Annotated in this window: 19 protein-coding genes; 5 read left to right on the top strand and 14 right to left on the bottom strand. The window is 62.6% G+C overall.

Going from position 1 to position 19038, the window contains the following annotated elements; genetic code table 11:
- Positions 1-60: 60 nt before the first annotated feature.
- The 3 genes from KSW38_RS02240 to KSW38_RS02230 all read right to left on the bottom strand — a co-directional run bounded on the left by KSW38_RS02240 (position 61) and on the right by KSW38_RS02230 (position 2571).
- Complete coding sequence (locus KSW38_RS02240; protein ID WP_216922279.1) at positions 61-627, bottom strand: HdeD family acid-resistance protein; 567 nt, start codon at positions 625-627, stop codon at positions 61-63.
- 70 nt (positions 628-697) lie between these two features.
- The gene (locus KSW38_RS02235; protein ID WP_216922277.1) at positions 698-1324 is read right to left on the bottom strand and encodes a response regulator; all 627 of its coding nucleotides are present in this window, start codon (positions 1322-1324) and stop codon (positions 698-700) included.
- Positions 1321-2571, bottom strand: coding sequence for a sensor histidine kinase (locus KSW38_RS02230; RefSeq protein WP_216922275.1), 1251 nt, complete (start codon positions 2569-2571; stop codon positions 1321-1323). Before KSW38_RS02230 ends, KSW38_RS02235 begins: the two co-directional genes overlap by 4 nt.
- A gap of 209 nt (positions 2572-2780) precedes the next feature.
- Here KSW38_RS02230 and KSW38_RS02225 point away from each other — a divergent pair, with 209 nt between their 5' ends.
- Together KSW38_RS02225 and KSW38_RS02220 are read left to right on the top strand one after the other, a co-directional pair.
- Positions 2781-3359 carry a GlcG/HbpS family heme-binding protein gene (locus KSW38_RS02225; RefSeq protein ID WP_216922273.1) on the top strand — a complete coding sequence of 193 codons (579 nt, stop codon included), beginning with the start codon at positions 2781-2783 and terminating at the stop codon, positions 3357-3359.
- A 120-nt stretch (positions 3360-3479) separates the two neighbouring features.
- The gene (locus KSW38_RS02220; RefSeq protein WP_216922271.1) at positions 3480-4037 is read left to right on the top strand and encodes an ankyrin repeat domain-containing protein; all 558 of its coding nucleotides are present in this window, start codon (positions 3480-3482) and stop codon (positions 4035-4037) included.
- Between the two features lie 70 nt (positions 4038-4107).
- Here KSW38_RS02220 and KSW38_RS02215 read toward each other — a convergent pair whose 3' ends face one another.
- From KSW38_RS02215 to KSW38_RS02205, 3 genes are read right to left on the bottom strand one after another with little or no spacing between them, the layout of a single operon-like run.
- Entirely contained in the window at positions 4108-5322 is a 1215-nt protein-coding gene (locus KSW38_RS02215) for an acetyl-CoA acetyltransferase (protein WP_216922269.1), read from the bottom strand.
- Complete coding sequence (locus KSW38_RS02210; RefSeq protein ID WP_216922267.1) at positions 5319-6053, bottom strand: 3-oxoacid CoA-transferase subunit B; 735 nt, start codon at positions 6051-6053, stop codon at positions 5319-5321. The genes KSW38_RS02215 and KSW38_RS02210 overlap by 4 nt, the downstream gene beginning before the upstream one ends.
- Before the next feature lie 38 nt (positions 6054-6091).
- Positions 6092-6805 carry a CoA transferase subunit A gene (locus KSW38_RS02205; RefSeq protein WP_216922258.1) on the bottom strand — a complete coding sequence of 238 codons (714 nt, stop codon included), beginning with the start codon at positions 6803-6805 and terminating at the stop codon, positions 6092-6094.
- 154 nt (positions 6806-6959) lie between these two features.
- On the opposite strand from KSW38_RS02205, the gene KSW38_RS02200 reads away from it, so the two are divergent.
- Positions 6960-7769 carry an IclR family transcriptional regulator gene (locus KSW38_RS02200; protein WP_216922829.1) on the top strand — a complete coding sequence of 270 codons (810 nt, stop codon included), beginning with the start codon at positions 6960-6962 and terminating at the stop codon, positions 7767-7769.
- Positions 7770-7835: 66 nt separating this feature from the next.
- On the opposite strand, the gene KSW38_RS02195 is transcribed toward KSW38_RS02200, so the two are convergent.
- Complete coding sequence (locus tag KSW38_RS02195) at positions 7836-8408, bottom strand: GNAT family N-acetyltransferase (protein WP_216922256.1); 573 nt, start codon at positions 8406-8408, stop codon at positions 7836-7838.
- 204 nt (positions 8409-8612) lie between these two features.
- On the opposite strand from KSW38_RS02195, the gene KSW38_RS02190 reads away from it, so the two are divergent.
- Positions 8613-8987, top strand: a complete 375-nt coding sequence (locus KSW38_RS02190) for a VOC family protein (protein WP_216922254.1) — start codon at positions 8613-8615, stop codon at positions 8985-8987.
- A 94-nt stretch (positions 8988-9081) separates the two neighbouring features.
- Here the strand turns inward: KSW38_RS02190 and KSW38_RS02185 are convergent, their stop codons facing one another.
- Positions 9082-10854, bottom strand: coding sequence for a cytochrome c biogenesis protein DipZ (locus KSW38_RS02185; protein ID WP_254185958.1), 1773 nt, complete (start codon positions 10852-10854; stop codon positions 9082-9084).
- A 245-nt stretch (positions 10855-11099) separates the two neighbouring features.
- On the opposite strand from KSW38_RS02185, the gene KSW38_RS02180 reads away from it, so the two are divergent.
- A complete protein-coding gene (locus tag KSW38_RS02180) occupies positions 11100-11777 on the top strand; it encodes a fasciclin domain-containing protein (RefSeq protein WP_216922252.1) in 678 nt (225 codons plus the stop codon).
- An 86-nt stretch (positions 11778-11863) separates the two neighbouring features.
- On the opposite strand, the gene KSW38_RS02175 is transcribed toward KSW38_RS02180, so the two are convergent.
- The 6 genes from KSW38_RS02175 to fdhA all read right to left on the bottom strand — a co-directional run bounded on the left by KSW38_RS02175 (position 11864) and on the right by fdhA (position 19036).
- A complete protein-coding gene (locus KSW38_RS02175) occupies positions 11864-12049 on the bottom strand; it encodes a hypothetical protein (RefSeq protein WP_216922249.1) in 186 nt (61 codons plus the stop codon).
- Positions 12050-12060: 11 nt separating this feature from the next.
- Entirely contained in the window at positions 12061-14082 is a 2022-nt protein-coding gene (locus KSW38_RS02170) for a BCCT family transporter (protein WP_254185957.1), read from the bottom strand.
- Positions 14083-14590: 508 nt separating this feature from the next.
- A complete protein-coding gene (locus tag KSW38_RS02165; RefSeq protein WP_216922245.1) occupies positions 14591-15397 on the bottom strand; it encodes an IclR family transcriptional regulator in 807 nt (268 codons plus the stop codon).
- Between the two features lie 187 nt (positions 15398-15584).
- Positions 15585-16466, bottom strand: coding sequence for a formate dehydrogenase accessory sulfurtransferase FdhD (gene fdhD, locus KSW38_RS02160; RefSeq protein ID WP_216922243.1), 882 nt, complete (start codon positions 16464-16466; stop codon positions 15585-15587).
- On the bottom strand, positions 16454-17788 hold the full coding sequence (locus KSW38_RS02155; RefSeq protein ID WP_216922241.1) for a molybdopterin molybdotransferase MoeA: 1335 nt from the start codon (positions 17786-17788) through the stop codon (positions 16454-16456). The genes fdhD and KSW38_RS02155 overlap by 13 nt, the downstream gene beginning before the upstream one ends.
- A 30-nt stretch (positions 17789-17818) precedes the next feature.
- Positions 17819-19036, bottom strand: coding sequence for a formaldehyde dehydrogenase, glutathione-independent (fdhA, locus tag KSW38_RS02150; RefSeq protein WP_216922239.1), 1218 nt, complete (start codon positions 19034-19036; stop codon positions 17819-17821).
- Between the last annotated feature and the right edge of the window lie 2 nt (positions 19037-19038).

Below are 19038 nucleotides of genomic sequence, written 5' to 3'. Positions count from 1 at the left end.
GCGCCAAGCGCATCCCCTCATGAAGGATTGCTGGGCGTGACGTCCGTGTTGAGGCAAGTATTAGTGGGCGTACATGAAGGAAGACGATGCGCCCCTGCGCATCTTGACGCCGCAGACGATCAGCAGCAGCCCTGCAACAACGGAGAAGGCTGCCAGCAAACCCACAACACCCAGGAACCCAAAGCCGGGATTGACCAGGACAAAGAGGCCAAAAACCGCAGTCACAAGACCGGTCAGCAACCAGACTCCCCAACCATTGACGGAGTTCCTTGCAGCAAACGCGAAGACGATCTCGGAAAGCCCGAGGACCAAGGCCCAGAGCCCGATCAGGATGCCAAGTGCTGCAGCCGTGATTCCCGGCCACGCGAGCGCCACCAAACCGGCGGCAATGGAGATGAAGCCTCCCACCATCGTCCAGCCGGAATGGCGTGAAGGGTCATAGAAGTAGTGGGCCACGTTGGTGAGGCCGTCAACGAGTGCGAAGACACCGAAGACGAAAACCAGCCCGAAGACGGTGGCTACGGGCAAAGATGCGACTAGAAGACCAAAGAGGACGGCAAGGATTCCGCGGAACAGGAGGGCAGTTCCGGAATGTTTAAACATCTTGCGTTCCGAAGCGTCGGACATAGTGCCAGCTTAACCGAACGCGGGCTGAGGATATATAGCAATGAGCCCTGAATCGCCAGGCGCGGCCGGCCTACCGCATGCCCTCGCGACGGATCGCGGTTGCGATAGCCGCCGCCCGCGTCTCCACGCCGAGCTTGGCATAGATGTGGGCCAGATGGGTTTTGACGGTTGCTTCCGAAATGAAGAGGCGTTTGCCCAGATCGCGGTTGCTGAGGCCCTCCGTCAGGAGGCTCAGGAGCTCCGCCTCCCGGGGTGTAAGGATTTCGTCCGGGTTCCGCAGCTGTTGGAAAAGCCGGGACGCAACCGGCGCGCTCATCACGCTTTTGCCCTGCACCGCGCCTCTCACAGCTGCGAAAATCTCTTCCGGTGCGGCGTCCTTGAGCAGGTACCCCATGGCGCCGGCATCGACGGCACGGACGATGTCGGCGTCTGAATCGTAAGTGGTGAAAACGATCACGGCCTGCTTGGGATTGCGCTGCCGCAACTGTTTGATGGCCTCGATGCCGTCCATTCCTGCACCCATGGCGAGGTCCATGAGAACCACTGCCGGTGAGTGCTGTTGTGCCGCTTCCAACGCTTCCTCCCCGGACGCCGCTTCGCCGACGACGACCATATCGGCCTGAGTGCCCAACAACGCCTTCAGCCCGCTCCGGACCACCGTGTGATCGTCCACAAGGAGTACGGAAATGGTGGTCACAGGGACTCCTTCGATGGATATGAGGGCGACGTAGCTTCGGGCAGAGCTGGCAGCGGCAGCTGGGCCGCGATGATCGTACCTTCGCCCGGAGTGCTCTCCACGGACAATTCTCCGCCCAGCTGCTCAATGCGTTGCCGCATGGCGCGCAGACCGTATCCTCCCGTTTCCGAAGGCGGAGGTACCGCTCCGGGATCAAAGCCGCGGCCGTCGTCGAACACGTCAAGGGTGATCGCGTCCGGCAAGTACCCAAGTGTCACGCTGGCGTTGTCCGCGTGGGCATGAAGTTTGATGTTGGCTACGGCGCTCTGGGTCACGCGGAGCAGGGCGTGCCGAACCTCGGACGGGATGGGACGGGTCTCGCCGGTGACTTGCACAAGGACGTGGTCCAGATACTGCCGGGCGGCGCGTTCCAAGGCCTCGTGAAGGGGCGCGGTTTCCAGGCCAGGCGCCGAGAGCTCGTGCACCAGGCTCCGGGTTTCGGCGAGATTTCCGCGGAGGAAGCTGGCTGCTTTGTTGACTTCCTGCTGCGCCGCAGGATCGGGCCAGGAACGTTGGGCTGCTTCAAGAAGGAGCAAGCCGCTCGCGAGGCCTTGGGTGATGGTGTCGTGGATTTCACGTGAAACGCGCTCGCGTTCCGCCGCGATTCCTGCTGTCCGTTCACTCGCAGCCAGCTGTTCCTGGGCTTGGGTTACATCTTCGAAGAGCTTTCGCTGGAGGGCGGCGTCGCGCTCGATCTTGTCGTAAATCAACGTGAGCAGGGCGCCGGCAGCGAGCGGTCCGAGCAGCATGGCGACGTCCGTCCAACCGCTCATACGGAAAAGCCCGACGGCGGTGGCCGCCGCCGTCGCGCCGCCCGCCAGATACGCGGCCCACCCCCGGAATGCGGTGCGGCTGAGGAAGAAAATGGCGAAGGAGCACCATGCGAAGCTGGGCGCCGCGATCACCAGAGCCGCCCAGGCCGCTACCAGGGCAAACAACCATAGCTCGCGGTTTTGGGTTTGTTGGCGCTGCATGGGATTGCGGTGCTGGGTGGGCCGGGGGTGTTGGGTCAGCAACGCAGTCGTGACGTACAGAGCACACACGGCCACCGCCAAGGCCACGGTCCACAGGTTGTCCGCGGGGGAGTGGCGCATGACGTAACGGACAGCAGAGGCGACCATCAGCACGGCAAAGCCCAGGTGCACCACCGCATCGATGCGCGTATCGATCCGGCTGCTGGGATCCGGCCGTTGAGGGGCTGCTGGCATTGGGTGGTTCCTGTTTCCGTTTCTGTCCGTGGTAGGCGCTCTTTCCATGCTAGATCCCGCGTGATTGCTGGTCTCTCCACCTTTTGGCTGATACAGCTGGCGGAAAGGCTGAGCTTGGAACCGGCTCACGGCCGATGCGTCCTCGGGGCTGCCCCCGGAAGCATGGATATATACCCGAAATTGCCACTGCTTGCCACGAGGAGAACTCCATGAAGAAGTCCAACAAGATGATTGCCGCCGCCGCTGCTGGAGCGCTGTTGCTTACTGGCGGGGTTACCGCAGTAGCCAATGCCGTGGCCCCTGGTGCCGCGCCTGTAAACGTTCCCGCAGCGCCGGTGACTGCCGAAGTGCAACCGGCTCCTGAGAATGTGGTGGCCCAGAACCGGATCACAGTGGGTGCTTCCAGCAAGGCCGTCAATGCCGCGCTTGCCAAGTGCCAGGCAGACAAGCTTCCGTTCGTGACCGTGGCCTTGGTGGATCGCTTCGGCACCGTCCAGGCCCTCCTCCGCGGTGACAACGCCGCCGAGCACACCATCGAGGCTGCCAAGCAGAAGGCTTACACTGCGGCTGCCTTTGGTGCCCCCACAAGCGAGCTCGCCAAGCGCATCAACGGCACCGGCCCATCCATCGCGGACCTTCCCGGCACGCTTTTCCTGGCTGGCGGCGTCCCGTTGAAGGTCAACGGCGTATCCGTGGCTGGCATCGGCGTCGGTGGCGCTCCCGACGGCGCCTTGGACGAGGCATGCGCGACTGCTGGTGCGGAAGCCCTGGGCGTAGATGCAAAGTAGCCTCGAAGCCATGAGCTTGTGGAAGGTGCGCGGCGTGGCTGCGGGATCGGCGCTGCTAATCGCCGGACTCGTGGCTGGCTGCGCACCGGGTTCGCCGACTCAAGCAGCCCCACCCCAGCCGTGGCGTCGAGCGCGAGTCCGGACCCGTCGTCGTCCGCGTCCCCAACGAGACTGTCCCCGGAGGCCCAACTGGAAACCGACCGGCTCCTGATCCTCGCCGCAAAAGCCAACGATCCCGTGCGGGTGCGGGAACTGATCGCGGCGGGTGGCAACGTCAACGCCAAGGATGACATCCAGGACTCTGCGTTCCTGTACGCGGGTGCGGAGGGCTTCAATGAGGTGCTCCAACTGACATTGGCGGCAGGGGCCGACGTCGCCAGCATCAACAGATACGGTGGCACGGCCCTGATCCCCGCGAGCGAGCACGGGCATACGGACACCGTTCGCATCCTGATCGCCGCGGGCGTGCCAGTGAACCACGTGAACAACCTGGGCTGGACGGCCATGCAGGAGGCCATCCTGCTCAACAACGGCGGGCAGAACCAGCAGGACGTGGTCCGGCAGCTGCTGGCCGCGGGAGCCGATCCGGATATCCGTGACCCCCAAGGCCGAACCGCCCTGCAGAACGCAGAGCGGCTCGGGTTCACGGAGATCGCGGCGCTGATTCGGAACCGCTAACCCAACTGAGTCGCAGTTGTGCGCGTTTAGACGCCTCAAAACGCGCACTGCTGCGACTCAGTTGGGTGGATTAGACCGCCTCGAGCACGCTGACGTAGTTGGCGATGCCCACGCCGCCCATGTTCTGGACCGCGCCTCGCCGGGCATTGGGAAGCTGCATGTCTCCCGCGGTCCCGGTGAGCTGCATGGCCGCAATCACATGCTGGGACACTCCAGTTGCGCCCACAGGATGCCCCTTGGCCTTCAGGCCGCCGGATACGTTCACGGGAAGTTTGCCGTCCTTGTATACCCAGCCCTCCTGGACGGCTCGTGAACCCTCGCCGCGGGGAGTCAGGCCCATGGCTTCGTACATGATGAGCTCGGCGATGGTGAAGCAGTCGTGGACTTCGGCGAAGTCCAGTCCGTCGATGCCCACGCCCGCCATGCCCAGGGCACGCTCCCACGATGCGCGGGTAGCGGCGAACTCGGTGGGATCGCGCTTCTCGGCCGGGAAGAAATCATTCGCGTGACCGAATCCGGCCAGGCGCACAGGTGCGGTTGCGCCGCCGGTAGCCGACGTTGAAATCACGACGGCGGCCGCACCGTCCGAGACCGGCGAACAGTCCGTACGGCGCAAGGGGTCCGCGACCATGGGGTTCTTGTCCGAGATAGTCCGGCAGAATTCCTCGCCAAAGTCCCGGTGCATCTGGGCGTAGGGATTGTCCATGCCGTTGTGGTGGTTCTTGGCTGCAATGGAACCGAGGACATCGCCCAGGCCTCCGGGGTAGTTGGCTGCGTCTATGCCCGTGCCGTAGCGCTTCCCGTAATGCTTCGCCACCTCCGCGAACAACCCCGTGAACCCTGTGGTGGACGCCTTGCCGGCCATTTCGTACGAGGCACCAAGCAAGGCAGCCCCCACAACGTCTGCTCCGGCGTCGGTCATCTTTTCCGCGCCGATCACCAAAACATTGCGGGCCGTTCCGGCGAGCACAGCCTTCACGCCTTGCTGGAACGCTGCAGAACCGGATGCGCACGCGTTCTCCGTGCGCGTTGCAGGGACATTGGCCAGGTCCGCAGAGAGTTGCAGTGCAAGCGACGACGTGAACCCCAGCGGCTGCATACCTGAGTTGAACTGGCCGAGATAGACCTCGTCGATGTCCTTGGCCTCAAGCCCGGAATTGCGGATCGCTTCACCGGCCACTTGGACAATCAGTGATTCGAGGGTGTGATCCGTCAGCTTGCCGAATTTGCTGTGGCCCCACCCGGTGAGCAGGATGTCTTTGCCGAACTGGTCTTTCAGGCTCATGCGTTTGCTCCTTCGAAAGTGTTTGTTTCTGCAGGGTCCGGAGCGTCGGTGCTGATCGCCACCGTAAACTCCGCCTCTGTCTTGGTGCGGACCTCTTCCACCGTGACGCCCGGGGCGAGGCGGGCCAGCAGGAGGCGGGTGCCGCCGTCGTGCTTTTCTGCGTCCGGACCAAACGTTTCAGCGTCCGGCACGATGTCGAAGACCGCGAGGTCTGTGATGATCCGGTCAACGCACTTCAGCCCGGTGAGGGGCAGCGTGCATTCCGTGACGATCTTGGCCGAGCCGTCCTTGGCGTTGTGCTCGGTGAGGACCACGACCCGCGGTGTCCCGGCTACCAAATCCATGGCGCCGCCCATACCCTTGACCATCTTTCCCGGGATGGTCCAATTGGCGAGGTCCCCGCGGCCGGACACCTGCATGGCACCCAGGATCGCCACCTTTACATGCCCGCCGCGGATCATGCCGAAAGACGTAGCAGAATCGAAAATACTTCCACCCGACGTGATGGTGACGGTCTGCTTGCCGGCATTGATCAGGTCCGCGTCCTCCTCGCCCTCATAAGGGAACGGGCCCATGCCGAGCAACCCGTTCTCGCTCTGGAGAACCACCCGCACGCCGTCGCGCAGGTTGTTGGCCACCAACGTGGGGATGCCGATGCCGAGGTTGACGTAGTCGCCGTCGTTCAATTCTTCAGCCGCAATGGCGGCCATCTGGTCTCGTGTCCAGCCCATGATGTGTGCTCCTTGTTCTATAAACCGATATCGCTTCTTTAGGCCCTTACCGCTTCGCGTGGCCGGACGGTTCGCTGTTCGATGTCCTTAACCCGCGCGGTGGCCTGCACCAGCCTCTGGACGTAGACGCCGGGAGTGACGGTGTGGTTGGGATCCAGCTCGCCCGGCTGAACGATGACCTCTGCTTCGGCGATGGTGACTTTGCCGGCAGTGGCGACGACCGGGTTGAAATTCCTCGCCGTGTAGCGGTAGATCAGGTTTCCGTCCGTGTCCGCGGTGTGGGCGTGGACAAGCGCGACGTCGGCGGTGATGGCGCGCTCGCGGACGTACGTCACGCCGTCGAACTCTTCCAGTGGCTTGCCTTCGGCAACCAAGGTGCCCACGCCGGTCCGCGTGTAGAAGGCAGGGATGCCGGCGCCACCTGCGCGAAGGCGCTCGGCGAGGGTGCCTTGCGGAGTGAATTCGACGTCGAGCTTGCCCGCCAGATACTGCTCGGCAAACAGTTTGTTCTCGCCGACGTAGGAAGCGATGACCTTCCTGACCTGGCCTGCCTCGATCAGGACGCCGAGCCCCTTGCCATCCACGCCCATGTTGTTGGAGACGATGGTGAGATCCTTGGCGCCCGACTCCCGCACGGCATCGATCAGGTCGGCAGGGATGCCACTCAGGCCAAAACCCCCGACGGCGATGGTCAGGCCGTCTGCCATCAAGTCCTGGAGCGCTTGGGTTGCGCTAGTGTGCATCTTCGACATTGGAACTCCTCTTTGAGCCTTCGTGGTGGACATATCCACGTTGTGGACTTGTGACCTGTAGAGGAGCCTAGGTTTGATTCTTAACGAGGTCAACGGCGCTACTGCTTGGCTACTCACGGTGTGGACTGTAGGCTCAATGGTGTCCATATTGTGGATGGAAGTTCGTGTGGAGGCTGTTTTGGTGGCAGAGAAGACAAGTGCAAACCCCGTGCAGGGTGCCCAAGTTGTGGGCCGTGTTGCCCTGCTGCTGAGGCTTGTTGGGCGCAAACCCGAGGGAACATCGTTAGCCGGATTGGTTCGCGAGTCAGGGCTGACGCGGCCCACCGTGCACCGGCTCCTAACGTCCCTGGCCGCGGAGGGTCTGCTGGAACACGATTCGGCCGCCGGGAAGTGGGTTCTGGGGCCGGAGATCTTCCTCCTTGGATCGGTAGCGGCGGCACGCTTCCCCATGGAGGACATCGCCAGGCCGTCCCTGCGCAGGCTCGCTGCCGAGACGGGCGAGAGCGCCTTCTTCTCGATCCGCCGCGGCAATGAAACCGTCTGCGTGTTGCGCGAGGAAGGTTCGTTTCCGGTGAGGTCCTTCGTACTGCATGAGGGGGTACGTTTTCCGCTGGGTGTTGCCTCTGCAGGGACTGCGATTATGGCCTTTCTTTCTCCTGAGGAGCAGGAAGAGCTGCTGGAGGACTGGCCAGCGCATGCTGGCGACTTTGCCGTGGGGCATCCGGCCGATGTGGTGCGGGACAACCTTGAACGAACCCGGCTGACGGGCTACTCGGTGAATCCGGGGCTGATCCTTGAAGGAAGTTGGGGGATGGGCGCGGCCGTTTTTGACCAACAAGGGCGGCCCGCATGGGCCCTTTCCCTAACGGGGATCGAACCTCGGTTCCGCCCTGATCGACAGGAATTCCTCGGCAAGTTGCTGCTTGAGGAAGCTCACCGGATGACCGCGAAACTGCAAGGCTGACCCAAGTAAGTAGCAGATGATGCCGTTTTGAGCGTTCTAAACGGCATCATCTGCTACTCAGTTGGGTTAGCGCAGCTCCAGCCGCATCAGCACTCTCGGGAAACCGTTGAGGACGGACGTTGTCTCTGCGACTTTTGTGAATCCGGCCTTCTCGAAGAGCCGGCGCGTGCCGACGTACGCCATGGTCAGGTCCACTTTGTTGCCTTTGTTGTCCACCGGATAGCCCTCTATGGCCGGCGCGCCATGGCTCTTTGCGAACTCGATCGCGCCCTGGAGCAGTGCATGGGAGATGCCCTTGCCGCGATGCCCGGGCCGCACGCGAATACACCACACGGACCAGACCTCGGCGTCGTCCACGTGCGGGATCTTCCTATTCGTAGCGAAGCTCGTGTCGGCGCGGGGGTGGACGGCAGCCCACCCAACTACTTCGCCGCCGTCGTAAGCGAGAACGCCTGGCGGCGGATCCTCCGCAACCAGCTTTTCCACGAACTTTCCCCGCTCCTCCCGCTGGAGCGCAAGGTTCTGCTTCGAGGGAATCCGGTAACTCAGGCACCAGCACACGTTGGCGTCAGGACGTTTGGGGCCGACGATGGTTTTCACGTCCTCGAACACCGCTGCGGGCCGAACTTCGATTGCCATGCCGCCCATCCTGTCACCGCCGCCCAACTCTTCGCTAGACTGGCGGACGTGATGACCGGATCGGGCACCTGCCCTGCACGGATTGGCTACCCGGCCGACCTCTGAAGCCTTGCTGCGTCAAAGGCGCGGCTGCCCCGCGGGCACCTCCTTGTGGATCGATGAACTGAAGCCATCGAACGAAATCCACACAACAAGGAGTTATGCATGCCCGCACTTTTCAACCACACCATCATCGCGTCCATCGATCGCGCCGTCTCTGCCGAGTTCTACCGGTCCATCCTCGAAGCCGACGAAGCTCCCAATTGGGGCCCCTTCACCAACCTGACCTTGGATGGCGGCGTAATGCTCCAATTCGCCGAGCCCCCGGTCGAGATCCAGATGCAGCATTACGCCTTCCTCGTTGACGACCAGCATTTTGACCGCGCCTATCAGCGTCTGGTGAGCGCCGGCGTCGAGCATTGGGCGGACCCGCAGATGACCCGTCCGGGCGAGACCAACACGGAGCACGGTGGCCGGGGTGTCTACTTCAAGGACCCCTCTGGCCACGCGCTGGAGCTGATCACGAAGCCGTATTTTTAAGCCACCCGAGGCAAGGAGTCCCGGTCTTGTTCGCACATCCCCGCGTACAACGTTGGGTAGAGCGAACAAGACAGGGCCTCCCAAGGCGCAGGGGTTATCCGAACGTGAAGGAGTACGCCTGGATGCCCTGGGGGATCTTGACCTCGAGCTTGCCCTCGCGGATTCCGGGGTCGTCTACGATCTGATAGAGCGTCGGCGTCCCTGAGACCGCTACGGACGTGGTCTTGCCATCGCGGACAACTTCGATCATGCCTTCACCGCTGACCACGATGTACACCTGCTTGGCGTGGTAGTTCAGGGCGATCGAAGAGCCAGCGCCGGCAGGGGTTATGGATTGGGTTCCGAGATCCCACGAACCCTTCAAGGAAAAGCTGTCACCGGGCTGGTTCGCCGGCATTGAATATAGGCCAACCCCTGCTTTATAGGGTTCCTCACCCGCATAGTTGACCTTCTTGGTAGTGCCCAAGTACGTCTCCGGAGTGGTGGCACCTGCTACCGGGCCGTCGTCGGACGCTTCAATGGGTGCCGGCAGCGCCGCTGAAGGGTTGGCCTCTTGCAGGAGTTTGCGGATCAGCTTCTCCGTGGTCTGGTAACCGCCCTCGCCGAACTTGATGTGCCGAACTGTTCCCTCGGAATCGATCAAGTAGTGGGCCGGCCAGTAGCGGTTCCGGTAGTTGGTCCAGGTGGCGAGATTGTTGTCGATGGCCACGGGGTAGGTGATGCCTAGGTCCTGCGCGCCGGACATGACGTTGCGGGTCTCCTTCTCGAAGGCGTACTCGGGGGAGTGGACGCCGATGATTTCCAAGCCGGAATCCTTGTACTTGCTGTACCAATCGGTGAGGTGCGGAACGGAGCGCTGGCAGTTGATGCAGGAGTAGGCCCAGAAATCCACCAGAACCACCTTGCCGTTGAGGTCCTTCAAGTTCACGGCCTGGCCGCCAGGGGTGTTGAACCATTCCTGGATGCCCTTGATGTCCGGGGCGGTGCCGCACGATTCAAGCTCGGTGGCACCGTTGCTGCACTTGTCCAGATCACGGTTCTGCTCGTTCACCAGGCCGCCCAGGTCCAGTGCCTTCTTCACGGCCTCGTTGTCCTGGACCTGTTCCTGGAGTGTGGAGGTGTAGTCGGGCACGAGTTTCTGTAGCAGCTGGGGAAGGTTGAACACCAACCCGATTGCCAGGGCGATCATCATGACGCCACCGGCAATACGGATCTTGCGCTGGTTCTTGCGGAACGCCTTGACCCGCTCTGCGACGCGGCGCCCAGCCAACGCGAACACCAGCAGCGGAACGGCCGCACCCACGGCAAACGTCAACGTGAGGACTATGGTTTCCGGGCCCACCTGTCCGGTGGCACCGGCCACGGCAATGGCGGCAAGCACTGGTCCTGCACAGGGGACATAGACGACGCCGAGCGCCAGTCCCAGCACCAGCCCGCCATTTTCGGTGCCTACCTTTCGCTGCGGGATCCACGAGAACGGCTTCTCCAGGATGTGCTGGAAACGATCGAAAATCAGGCCGCAACCAATCAGCACCAGCACCACCAGCCCGATCCATCGAAGCAGGTCCTGCGGCAGGTTCACCAAGGTCAGCAGGAACGAGCCAACCAACGTGAATGTGCTGAAGCTGATCACCAGGCCCAGGATCACCAGGTAGGGGCGCAACCCTGCCCGCCGACGCTGGCGGGATTGGGCCTTAAGCTCGACGGCGGTCCGCGGCACCTCTGTTGCCGCGGAACTGCTCACAGGGCCTTTCCGCGCACCCTGTACGCCTCCGGAAAGAAAGATGACGGGCAGGACGGGCAGGATGCAGGGCGAGATGCCTGTAATCAACCCGCCGAGCAGCCCGATTAGTGCTAATTGCAGCATTGCGTCTCCCAACGTTCGCCGGACCGGCCATGAAGGGTGCCGGCTCCGGATATCTGTAGGCAGTTCGGAGCCGAAGCCGCGATGGCTTGGTTTAAAAACTTTTTCAATCCGTACCCATCCACGCCGCTGCGACCTCCGAATAGCTGGTGAGGCACAAACCGCCGGCGACGCAGATGCAGCGCCGGAGAGCCAGTGCCCACACCCAATGGACCCAACGCCCTGGTTCCACGAACAAGGAGAATGACATGCTGTCCACAAAGCGCCCCGCCCTCGCCTTCGTTGGCCTCACTGCAGCCGCCCTTCTCGGACTCACCGCTTGTGGTGGTTCAAGCAGTTCCAGCACACCTTCGTCGTCGTCAGCCGCCCCGGAGATGACGTCCGCGGCACCGTCGCCGTCGGCTTCAGCCATGACCAGCGCCGCCATGGATCCCGCCCGTGATCTTGTTGGCCCGGGCTGTGCCGGTTATGCCGCGCAGGTTCCGGATGGTGCCGGTTCGGTAGTGGGAATGGCCCAGGACCCGGTTGCCGTCGCCGCTTCGAACAACCCGCTCCTCAAGACTTTGACTGCCGCTGTTTCAGGCAAGCTCAACCCGAAAGTGGACTTGGTCTCCACCCTCAATGGCAGCGAATTCACAGTCTTTGCACCTGTTGATGATGCTTTCGCGAAGATTGACCCCGCAACCATTGAGACGCTGAAGACGGACGATGCCCTGCTGAGCAAGATCCTCACTTACCACGTAGTCCCCGGCCAGCTGAGCCCGGACCAGATCGTCGGAACGCACAAGACGGTCCAGGGTGGCGAAGTGACCGTTGGTGGCAGCAAAGATTCACTCACAGTTGACGGCGCCAACGTGATTTGCGGTGGTGTCCACACGGCCAACGCAACGGTCTACCTCATCGACTCCGTGCTGATGCCCAAGTAAGGTTGCCAGTCCGCGAACAAAAAAGTCCGCAAACAAAAAAGCAGGCGCCGGGATCCGGCGCCTGCTTTTTTGTTGGAAATGAAGGGTTATCGCTGGCCTAGGTCGCTATCAACGTAGGAGCCCTGGACCGTGGCGGTGGTTCCACAAGTGCAACCACCGTCAACCTGGAGCTTGACCGTTACGGGCTTCGTGGCATCCAAGGTGAAGCTCACGGTGTCCCCGGAATCGGTGGAGACACGGAGAATGCTTTCTTGTTCATGGGTTTGCGTCATTGCGGGACACCTTACTTGTCGGTTGGCTGGGGGCGGGGAGACTGAACGGTGGGGACGGTTCCGGTCGGAGTTCCGCCGGGACAGTCGGAATCCGGGCAGTCCTCCGCACACTCGTGCCTGGTCACCAGGTCGAATTGAACGCCCCGATGTTGTTCCACGCCCGTACGAATCGCGCGTTCAACAACGGATGTCGCCAAGCGCCTACGCAGTGACAGAGGATCACGGCGCAGGTCCTTCGTGAGGGCGAAACAGAGCAGCAGCATGACGATGACGAACGGCAACGCGGCAACGATGGTGACTCTTTGGAGTCCGGCCAAGGCCTCGGATGGCTCGTCGCCGCCGGCTAGAAGCATAACGGCGGCGACTGCACCGGTGAGGCTTCCCCAGAAGATGACGACTGCACGGCGGGGGTGTTCCGCTCCATTGGAGCTGAGCGAGCCCATGACAATGGACGCAGCATCGGCGCCGGTGATGAAGAAGATCGCCACCAGGACCATGGCAAGTACGATCACCGCGGCCGTGAGCCAGCCAGGCATTCCGAGGTTCTTGACGAGGTCAAAGAGCGCACCGTCGAAATTGACGGACGGTACACCGTTGGTCATGGTTACCAAGCCTGCCGTGCCGGCTTTGTCCGCTTCCTGCTGCACGTGGAAGGCAGCTCCGCCGAAGATGCCGAACCAGATCACACTGACCACGCTGGGTACCAGCAACACGCCGGTGACGAATTGGCGGATGGTGCGGCCTCGGCTGATGCGTGCGATGAAAAGACCGACGAAGGGCGTCCAGGAGATCCACCAGGCCCAGTAGAAGATGGTCCAGCTGGTCATCCAGCTGCGCAACGCTTCGTCGCCCACCGCTTCGGTCCGGGACGACATTTCTGCCAGGTCCCTTGCGTAGTCACCGATCGCGGAGGGGATCAGGTTGAGGATGAACAGGGTGGGCCCGGCAACGAACACGATGAGGGCAAGGACGACTGCCAGGACCATGTTGATGTTGGAAAGCCACTGAATGCCGCGGCTGATGCCGGAGACAGCTGATGCGACGAAGCAGAAGGTCAGGACGGCCACGATCACCACGAGTACCGGGGTGCCGATTTCGCCTACCCAGCCGTTGGAGGTCATGCCGCTGCCGATCTGCAGGGCACCAAGGCCCAGGGAGGCGGCCGTTCCGAAGAGGGTGGCAAAGATAGCCAGGATGTTGATGAATTTCCCGATCGGACCTTCAACCATCCTTATCCCGAACAGGGACGTGAACGCAGTGGAGATCAGTTGCCTGCGGCCCAAACGGTAGGTGCCGTAGGCCATTGCAATGCCCACCACTGCGTACATGGCCCATGGGTGCAGGGTCCAGTGGAAGATCGAGGTGGCCATGGCGGTCTGGATGGCGGCAGGAGTGCGGCCGTCCACGGTGCCTGGCGGCGGTGAGATGTAGTGGTAGAGCGGTTCAGCCACGCCGTAGAACATGAGCCCGATGCCCATGCCGGCGGCGAACATCATCGCTACCCAGGAGACGGTCCGGAATTCAGGCTTCTCGCCGTCCTTGCCCAGCGGGATGTTGCCGAATTTGCCCAGGGCGAGCCAGAGGACGAAGACGACGAACAAGGAGGCAAGAACCATGAAGAGCCAGCCGGTGTATTCCATGACCCAGTTCAGGGCGCCTTTGGAAGTTTCGGACAGGCTGTCCCGGCCGACGAAACCCCAGACCACGAAGGCGACGGCGATGGCGCCCGTGATACCGAAGGTGACTTTGTCGAGCGTAAGTTTGCGGTTCCGGCGAGCCGAAACGGCTTGCTCGGTCTTGGCGTTGCGGAGTTCTTCCAGGATCTGTTCGTATTCTTCAACATCCGGCAGAACTTCCGGCCCTCCGTCCTCATCGTCGAGGACTGCGGGGTTGGTTTCGTCCGGGGAGACGCTGATGACGTCCCCAGAGTTCTCCAGGCGGTTCGTTTTAGGTGATGAAGGAGTGTCAGCCAGGCTATCGTTGGCGGGCACTTCCTCGGGTGTTAGGGGCTTTAAATCACTATTTATAGCCATGAGCGGGTCCTTTGCTCGGCGAGTCATGGGCTTGGGTTTATACATGGCCCTGGAGGGCAGGGTTGGAGGGAAGGATGGGGGCTTCCTCCGATTCGAGGATCATGATGTTGCGATTGTTGGAGCAGTATCGAGCCGTAGCGCTTCCCCGGGAGCGAGCTCACTGGTGGGGCAAGCGTTACGCATGTTGCACCTCTTTTGTTGGGGAACGGGGTTCGGGTCCATTAGGCAGAATCGCCTTCTGACGTTTCGCAAGGATCAACAGTTCTCGCGCTATGCAACAGAGTGCGCTCCGTCACACGTCAATGTCAAGGTGTTTCTTTTCCATTTCGGGGACCTTGACACCCACGCCCCTTGTTGCACATCGTGGTTACTGTTGCGTAACAAGCGACAGCAGGGCAAAAAATGGCCACGCTGGCGACGGCAGCGAGTTGTACTTAAAGGCGTGGATTACGCCAACGGACCGCGCGGATCGCGCCGCCGGGAAGGACTGGATTGGACGGGGCAGCGCCTAGCGGCGTCGGTAGCCCATCTTGGCACTGATGGTGAAGCCGGCCTCACGGAGGGCGTCTATGAGCCCTGGATGCTCCTCCGGGGTGAAGCGGAAGGCAGGGCCCGAGATGCTCACCGCTGCGATGACATTGCCCATGTGGTTATAGATGGGCACAGCTACCGCCGTCAGGCCGATCTCGAACTCTTCATGGACTACTGCGTAGCCGTTCCGCGCGACGTCGAGCAATTGCTTCTCCAGCTCCGCGCGGTTGGTGATGGTGCGGGGCGTGCGGGCAGGCAGCCCGACTGTCTTCAGGACCTGGCTCCGCTCATCGGCCGTCAGTGCGGCCAAGAGCACTTTGCCGCTGGACGTGGCATGCAGCGGCGTCAGGCTCCCCACCCAGTCGTAGGTGGCAAGCGTTGAGGGGCCCATGGCCTGATCAACGTTGACTGCGTAGTTGGATCGGAGCACGGCAAGGTTGACCGTTTCCTTGTACTCACCCGCGAGTGCTTCCAGTACTTCCCTGGCCTCGTGCACGACGCTCAGCCTGCCGGGGATGGAGGTTGCCAGCCGAAGGATTCCGAAGCCCAGCTGGTACTTGCCCCGCTCACTGTTCTGCCGGACAAGCTCGCGGTTAACCAGCGAACCCACAAGCCGGGACACTGTGGATTTATGGACGCCCATCTCGTCAGCGATTTCACTGACGCCGGCGTCCCCTTCGCGTGCAAGGATTTCCAGGATTTGCAGCGCGCGGTCCACTGATTGGACGCCGCCGCCTTGGGCGTCTGCGTCCTTCTCGATGTCCGGATTGTTGCGTGGGGCCATGATGCCTCGTGTCGTTGTCCCAAGCAGGCGGTCGGGACTGTAAAGCCCAGCCTGCTCCTCGTCTTTCCTCATCCTAGTCCGACACGGACACCGGCCCTGAAACGCGGGGGGAGTTTGGGCACAGTAAATGCTCCCTATCGGGCATCAACAGGGCTTTAGCTGCACGCAAACCGGCAGAAACGGCGGGTCAGAGCCCGGCGAAGACCTCCTCACGTGCTGCTTTGCGGGGGCGGACCAATCTGTCGCGGCCGGCGTAGACGTTGAGGCTGTGGCCGCGGCTGAAGCCAACCAGGGTCACGCCGGTCTCAGTGGCGAGGTCCGCGGCAAGGCTGGAGGGCGCGCTCACGGCGGACAGTACGGGGATCCCGGCGAGGGCGGCCTTTTGGACCAGCTCGAACGACGCCCGTCCCGAGACCTGCAGGACCAGGCCTTTCAGGGGCAGCAGATCCTGGCGCAATGCCCAACCCACCACCTTGTCCACGGCGTTGTGGCGGCCCACGTCCTCCCGCAAACAGAGGAGTTCGGGGGTGGCGCCGTCCACTTTGAAGAGACCGGCGGCATGGACGCCACCGGTCCTGTCGAACACCGCCTGGGCTTCCCGGAGGCGTTCGGGCAGTTCGGCCAGGATGTCAACGGGAACCCGCAGTCCGTCCTGGGAAGGATCGAAGTGGAGGGTCTTGCGGACGGCCTCGATGGAGTCCGTTCCACAGATGCCGCACGAGCTGGAGGTGTAGACGTGGCGCATGGTGTCCGGCATTTGCACGTCGGAGCGAAGCTGCGCCTCCACCACATTGAACGTCTGCGTCCCGTCCTTCTCGCCGGAACAAAAACGCAGGGAGACCAGCTCGGATTGGCTGCGGATGATGCCCTCGGACACCAGGAACCCGGCTACCAGGTCAAAGTCGTCTCCCGGAGTCCTCATGGTTACGGCGAAGGAGCGGCCGCCGATCCTGATTTCCAGGGGCTCCTCGGCGGCCAGGACGTCTTCCTTGAAGCGCACCGGATATTCGGTACCTGTCCCGTCGAGATGGAAGCGGTGGATCTTTCGGCGCTGTGTCATCCGTGCCATGGGGCGTACCTTCCTGCCGGGTTGGGGAAATCGATGGTTGCTTGCGCCTGCGACCCGGCGCTTGTCCAGGTTCTTGTCCAGGCGCTTGTCCAGGGCAGCGGCATGACCGGGACTGGTTGGCCTGCTTCCACTCCGCCAGGGGGAACGGCCATGAAGCCGTCGGCCCAAGCCAGGCCACGCATCATGCCGGGGCCTGTATGCGAAGCAGGAAAAGCGAGGCCGTGGACAAAGGTGCAGGGAATGAGTTGTGTCCGGCCCGGGCTCGGAGCTACGTCCGCCCCGGACGTGAGGTGGCCAGCTGTCCGGAAAGGCTGATTTTGGAGGGCAGCCAGCAGTGGTTCGCCGATTGTCATGAGGGCCATCATGGCGGCCAGGGGGTTGCCTGGAAGGCCGATGACGAAGCGGCCGTCCGGAAGTCCAGCCAATACGGCAGGATGACCGGGGCGCATAGCGACGCCGTCGAGCAGCAGGTGCCCACCGAGCGCGGCCACTGCAGCGCGGAAGTGGTCAGTTCCGGATTTGCCGGTGCCGCCGGTGGTAATCGTGACATCGGAGCGTTCGGCTCCGGGCGGGCCGCCAAGTGCGGACAGCCACTCTTCGTACGAGTCGCCGATCCGTTGCTGGCTCCCTGGAATCCCGCCAAGCTGGGAAATTACTGCGCCGAGTTGCGGGCCGAAGGTGTCGCGCACCTGCCCCGCTGCCGGCTGACCCGAGGTCACCACCTCGGAACCGGTAAGTACGACGGCGACCCGAGGCTTGCGTTGTACCTGCAGTTCGTCGTGGCCTGCTACGGCAGCGAGGGCAATGTGGGCAGGATTGAGGAGTGTGCCGGCGGGTACGAGGACGTTGCCGGCCCGGGCTTCTTCACCGGCTGGCCGTATATGCCGGCCGGGTAGCGTCTCGCCGGGTTTCGCGTCGGGTTTCAGTGAGAGCTGCAGCCCATATCCGGCGTCGAGGACCTGTCCGCTCTCTTTGCGAAGTACCGCTCCGGCACCTTCTGGAACCAGGCCACCGGTGGCAATGACGCTGGCTTGCCCCGGTGATAGCGGCAGCCCCGGCGTCGTGATCTCCCACGGTCCTCCGCCATGAATGGCCCAGCCATCCATGGCAGAGGACGCGTAGTGCGGAAGGTCCTGATACGCCGTCACATCAGTGGCGAGCACGTATCCGATCGCGTCCGCCAGTGGCACTGACGCTGAGGCAAGCGGAATAGCGCAATCGAAGGCCAGCTGCCGGGCTTCAGACCACGTTGGGGCAGGCATCTGCTCGCACGGCACATGGGACGTTGGCGAAGTGCCGCAGACGATTTCCTGCGCGAGCATGGATGCCCCCCTTCCTGGTGTTTTTGCCTGTTAGGCCTTCACGTAGCCGTTCGGGTTCAGTACGAACTTTGTTGCCGCTCCGGCGTCGAACTCTGCGTAGCCGCGGGGAGCGTCCTCGAGGGGGATGGCTTGGGCATTGACTGCCTTGGCGATCTGGACCTTGTCGTGGAGGATGGCCATCATCAATTGGCGGTTGTACTTCATCACCGGGCACTGGCCTGTGGTGAAGGACAGGGACTTTGCCCAGCCGGTGCCCAGGGAGAGCGAGAGGGAGCCGTGCTTGGCTGCTTCATCGATTCCACCCGGATCGCCCGTGACGTAGAGGCCGGGGATACCCAAGGAGCCGCCGGCGGCGGTGATGTCCATAAGGGAGTTCAGCACGGTGGCTGGAGCCTCGTGCGAGGCGTCCCTTCCGTGTCCGCGGGCTTCAAAACCAACGGCGTCCACGCCGCAATCCACTTCCGGCACCCCGAGGATCTGCGCGATCTGCTCCTTCGGGTCGCCGTTGGAGACGTTGACGGTTTCACAGCCGAACGAGCGCGCCTGTGCCAGCCGGTCTTCGTTCATGTCGCCCACAATCACGACGGCGGCGCCAAGCAACTGGGCGCCAACGGCGGCAGCCAGACCCACCGGGCCGGCACCAGCGACGTACACCGTGGAGCCTACGCCCACTCCGGCTGTAACGGCGCCGTGGAAGCCAGTGGGGAAGATGTCCGAGAGCATGGTCAGGTCCATGATCTTTTCCAGGGCCTGGTCGCGGTCCGGGAAGCGGAGCAGGTTCCAGTCGGCGTAGGGGACCAGCACGTACTCTGCCTGTCCGCCTACCCAGCCGCCCATGTCCACATACCCATAAGCGCTGCCCGGGCGGTCAGGGTTGACGTTGAGGCAGATACCGGTTTTTTGCTCTTTGCAGTTCCGGCAGCGGCCACAGGAAATGTTGAACGGCACCGAGACGATGTCGCCCACCTTGATGAACTCGACGTCGGGACCCACCTCCACCACTTCACCGGTGATTTCGTGGCCGAGCACCAGGTTCTGTGGGGCTGTGGTGCGGCCACGGACCATGTGCTGGTCCGAACCGCAGATGTTGGTTGTCACAGTGCGGAGGATCGCGCCATGCGGTACCTTCCGGCCGACGTTGGCCGGGTTTACGCCCGGTCCGTCCTTGAGTTCGAACGTCGGGTAGTCGGTGTTGATGATTTCGACGACACCGGGTTCCTTGTAGGCGACTGCTCGGTTTCCAGACATGG

This window comes from Paenarthrobacter aromaticivorans (genome assembly GCF_019038615.1).
In the GTDB taxonomy this organism is placed as follows: domain Bacteria; phylum Actinomycetota; class Actinomycetes; order Actinomycetales; family Micrococcaceae; genus Arthrobacter; species Arthrobacter aromaticivorans.
Note: the sequence above shows the minus strand (reverse complement) of the source record. Positions and strands in the feature narration are given on the sequence as shown.

Excerpts from the sequence above, each read along its gene's own strand:
- KSW38_RS02240 (WP_216922279.1), bottom strand. The coding sequence starts at position 627 with ATGTCCGACGCTTCGGAACGCAAGATGTTTAAACATTCCGGAACTGCC.
- KSW38_RS02230 (WP_216922275.1), bottom strand. The coding sequence starts at position 2,571 with ATGCCAGCAGCCCCTCAACGGCCGGATCCCAGCAGCCGGATCGATACG.
- KSW38_RS02225 (WP_216922273.1), top strand. The coding sequence starts at position 2,781 with ATGAAGAAGTCCAACAAGATGATTGCCGCCGCCGCTGCTGGAGCGCTG.
- KSW38_RS02215 (WP_216922269.1), bottom strand. The coding sequence starts at position 5,322 with ATGAGCCTGAAAGACCAGTTCGGCAAAGACATCCTGCTCACCGGGTGG.
- KSW38_RS02210 (WP_216922267.1), bottom strand. The coding sequence starts at position 6,053 with ATGGGCTGGACACGAGACCAGATGGCCGCCATTGCGGCTGAAGAATTG.
- KSW38_RS02205 (WP_216922258.1), bottom strand. The coding sequence starts at position 6,805 with ATGTCGAAGATGCACACTAGCGCAACCCAAGCGCTCCAGGACTTGATG.
- KSW38_RS02200 (WP_216922829.1), top strand. The coding sequence starts at position 6,960 with ATGGAAGTTCGTGTGGAGGCTGTTTTGGTGGCAGAGAAGACAAGTGCA.
- KSW38_RS02195 (WP_216922256.1), bottom strand. The coding sequence starts at position 8,408 with ATGGCAATCGAAGTTCGGCCCGCAGCGGTGTTCGAGGACGTGAAAACC.
- KSW38_RS02190 (WP_216922254.1), top strand. The coding sequence starts at position 8,613 with ATGCCCGCACTTTTCAACCACACCATCATCGCGTCCATCGATCGCGCC.
- KSW38_RS02185 (WP_254185958.1), bottom strand. The coding sequence starts at position 10,854 with ATGCTGCAATTAGCACTAATCGGGCTGCTCGGCGGGTTGATTACAGGC.
- KSW38_RS02180 (WP_216922252.1), top strand. The coding sequence starts at position 11,100 with ATGCTGTCCACAAAGCGCCCCGCCCTCGCCTTCGTTGGCCTCACTGCA.
- KSW38_RS02175 (WP_216922249.1), bottom strand. The coding sequence starts at position 12,049 with ATGACGCAAACCCATGAACAAGAAAGCATTCTCCGTGTCTCCACCGAT.
- KSW38_RS02170 (WP_254185957.1), bottom strand. The coding sequence starts at position 14,082 with ATGGCTATAAATAGTGATTTAAAGCCCCTAACACCCGAGGAAGTGCCC.
- KSW38_RS02165 (WP_216922245.1), bottom strand. The coding sequence starts at position 15,397 with ATGGCCCCACGCAACAATCCGGACATCGAGAAGGACGCAGACGCCCAA.
- fdhD (WP_216922243.1), bottom strand. The coding sequence starts at position 16,466 with ATGGCACGGATGACACAGCGCCGAAAGATCCACCGCTTCCATCTCGAC.
- KSW38_RS02155 (WP_216922241.1), bottom strand. The coding sequence starts at position 17,788 with ATGCTCGCGCAGGAAATCGTCTGCGGCACTTCGCCAACGTCCCATGTG.
- fdhA (WP_216922239.1), bottom strand. The coding sequence starts at position 19,036 with ATGTCTGGAAACCGAGCAGTCGCCTACAAGGAACCCGGTGTCGTCGAA.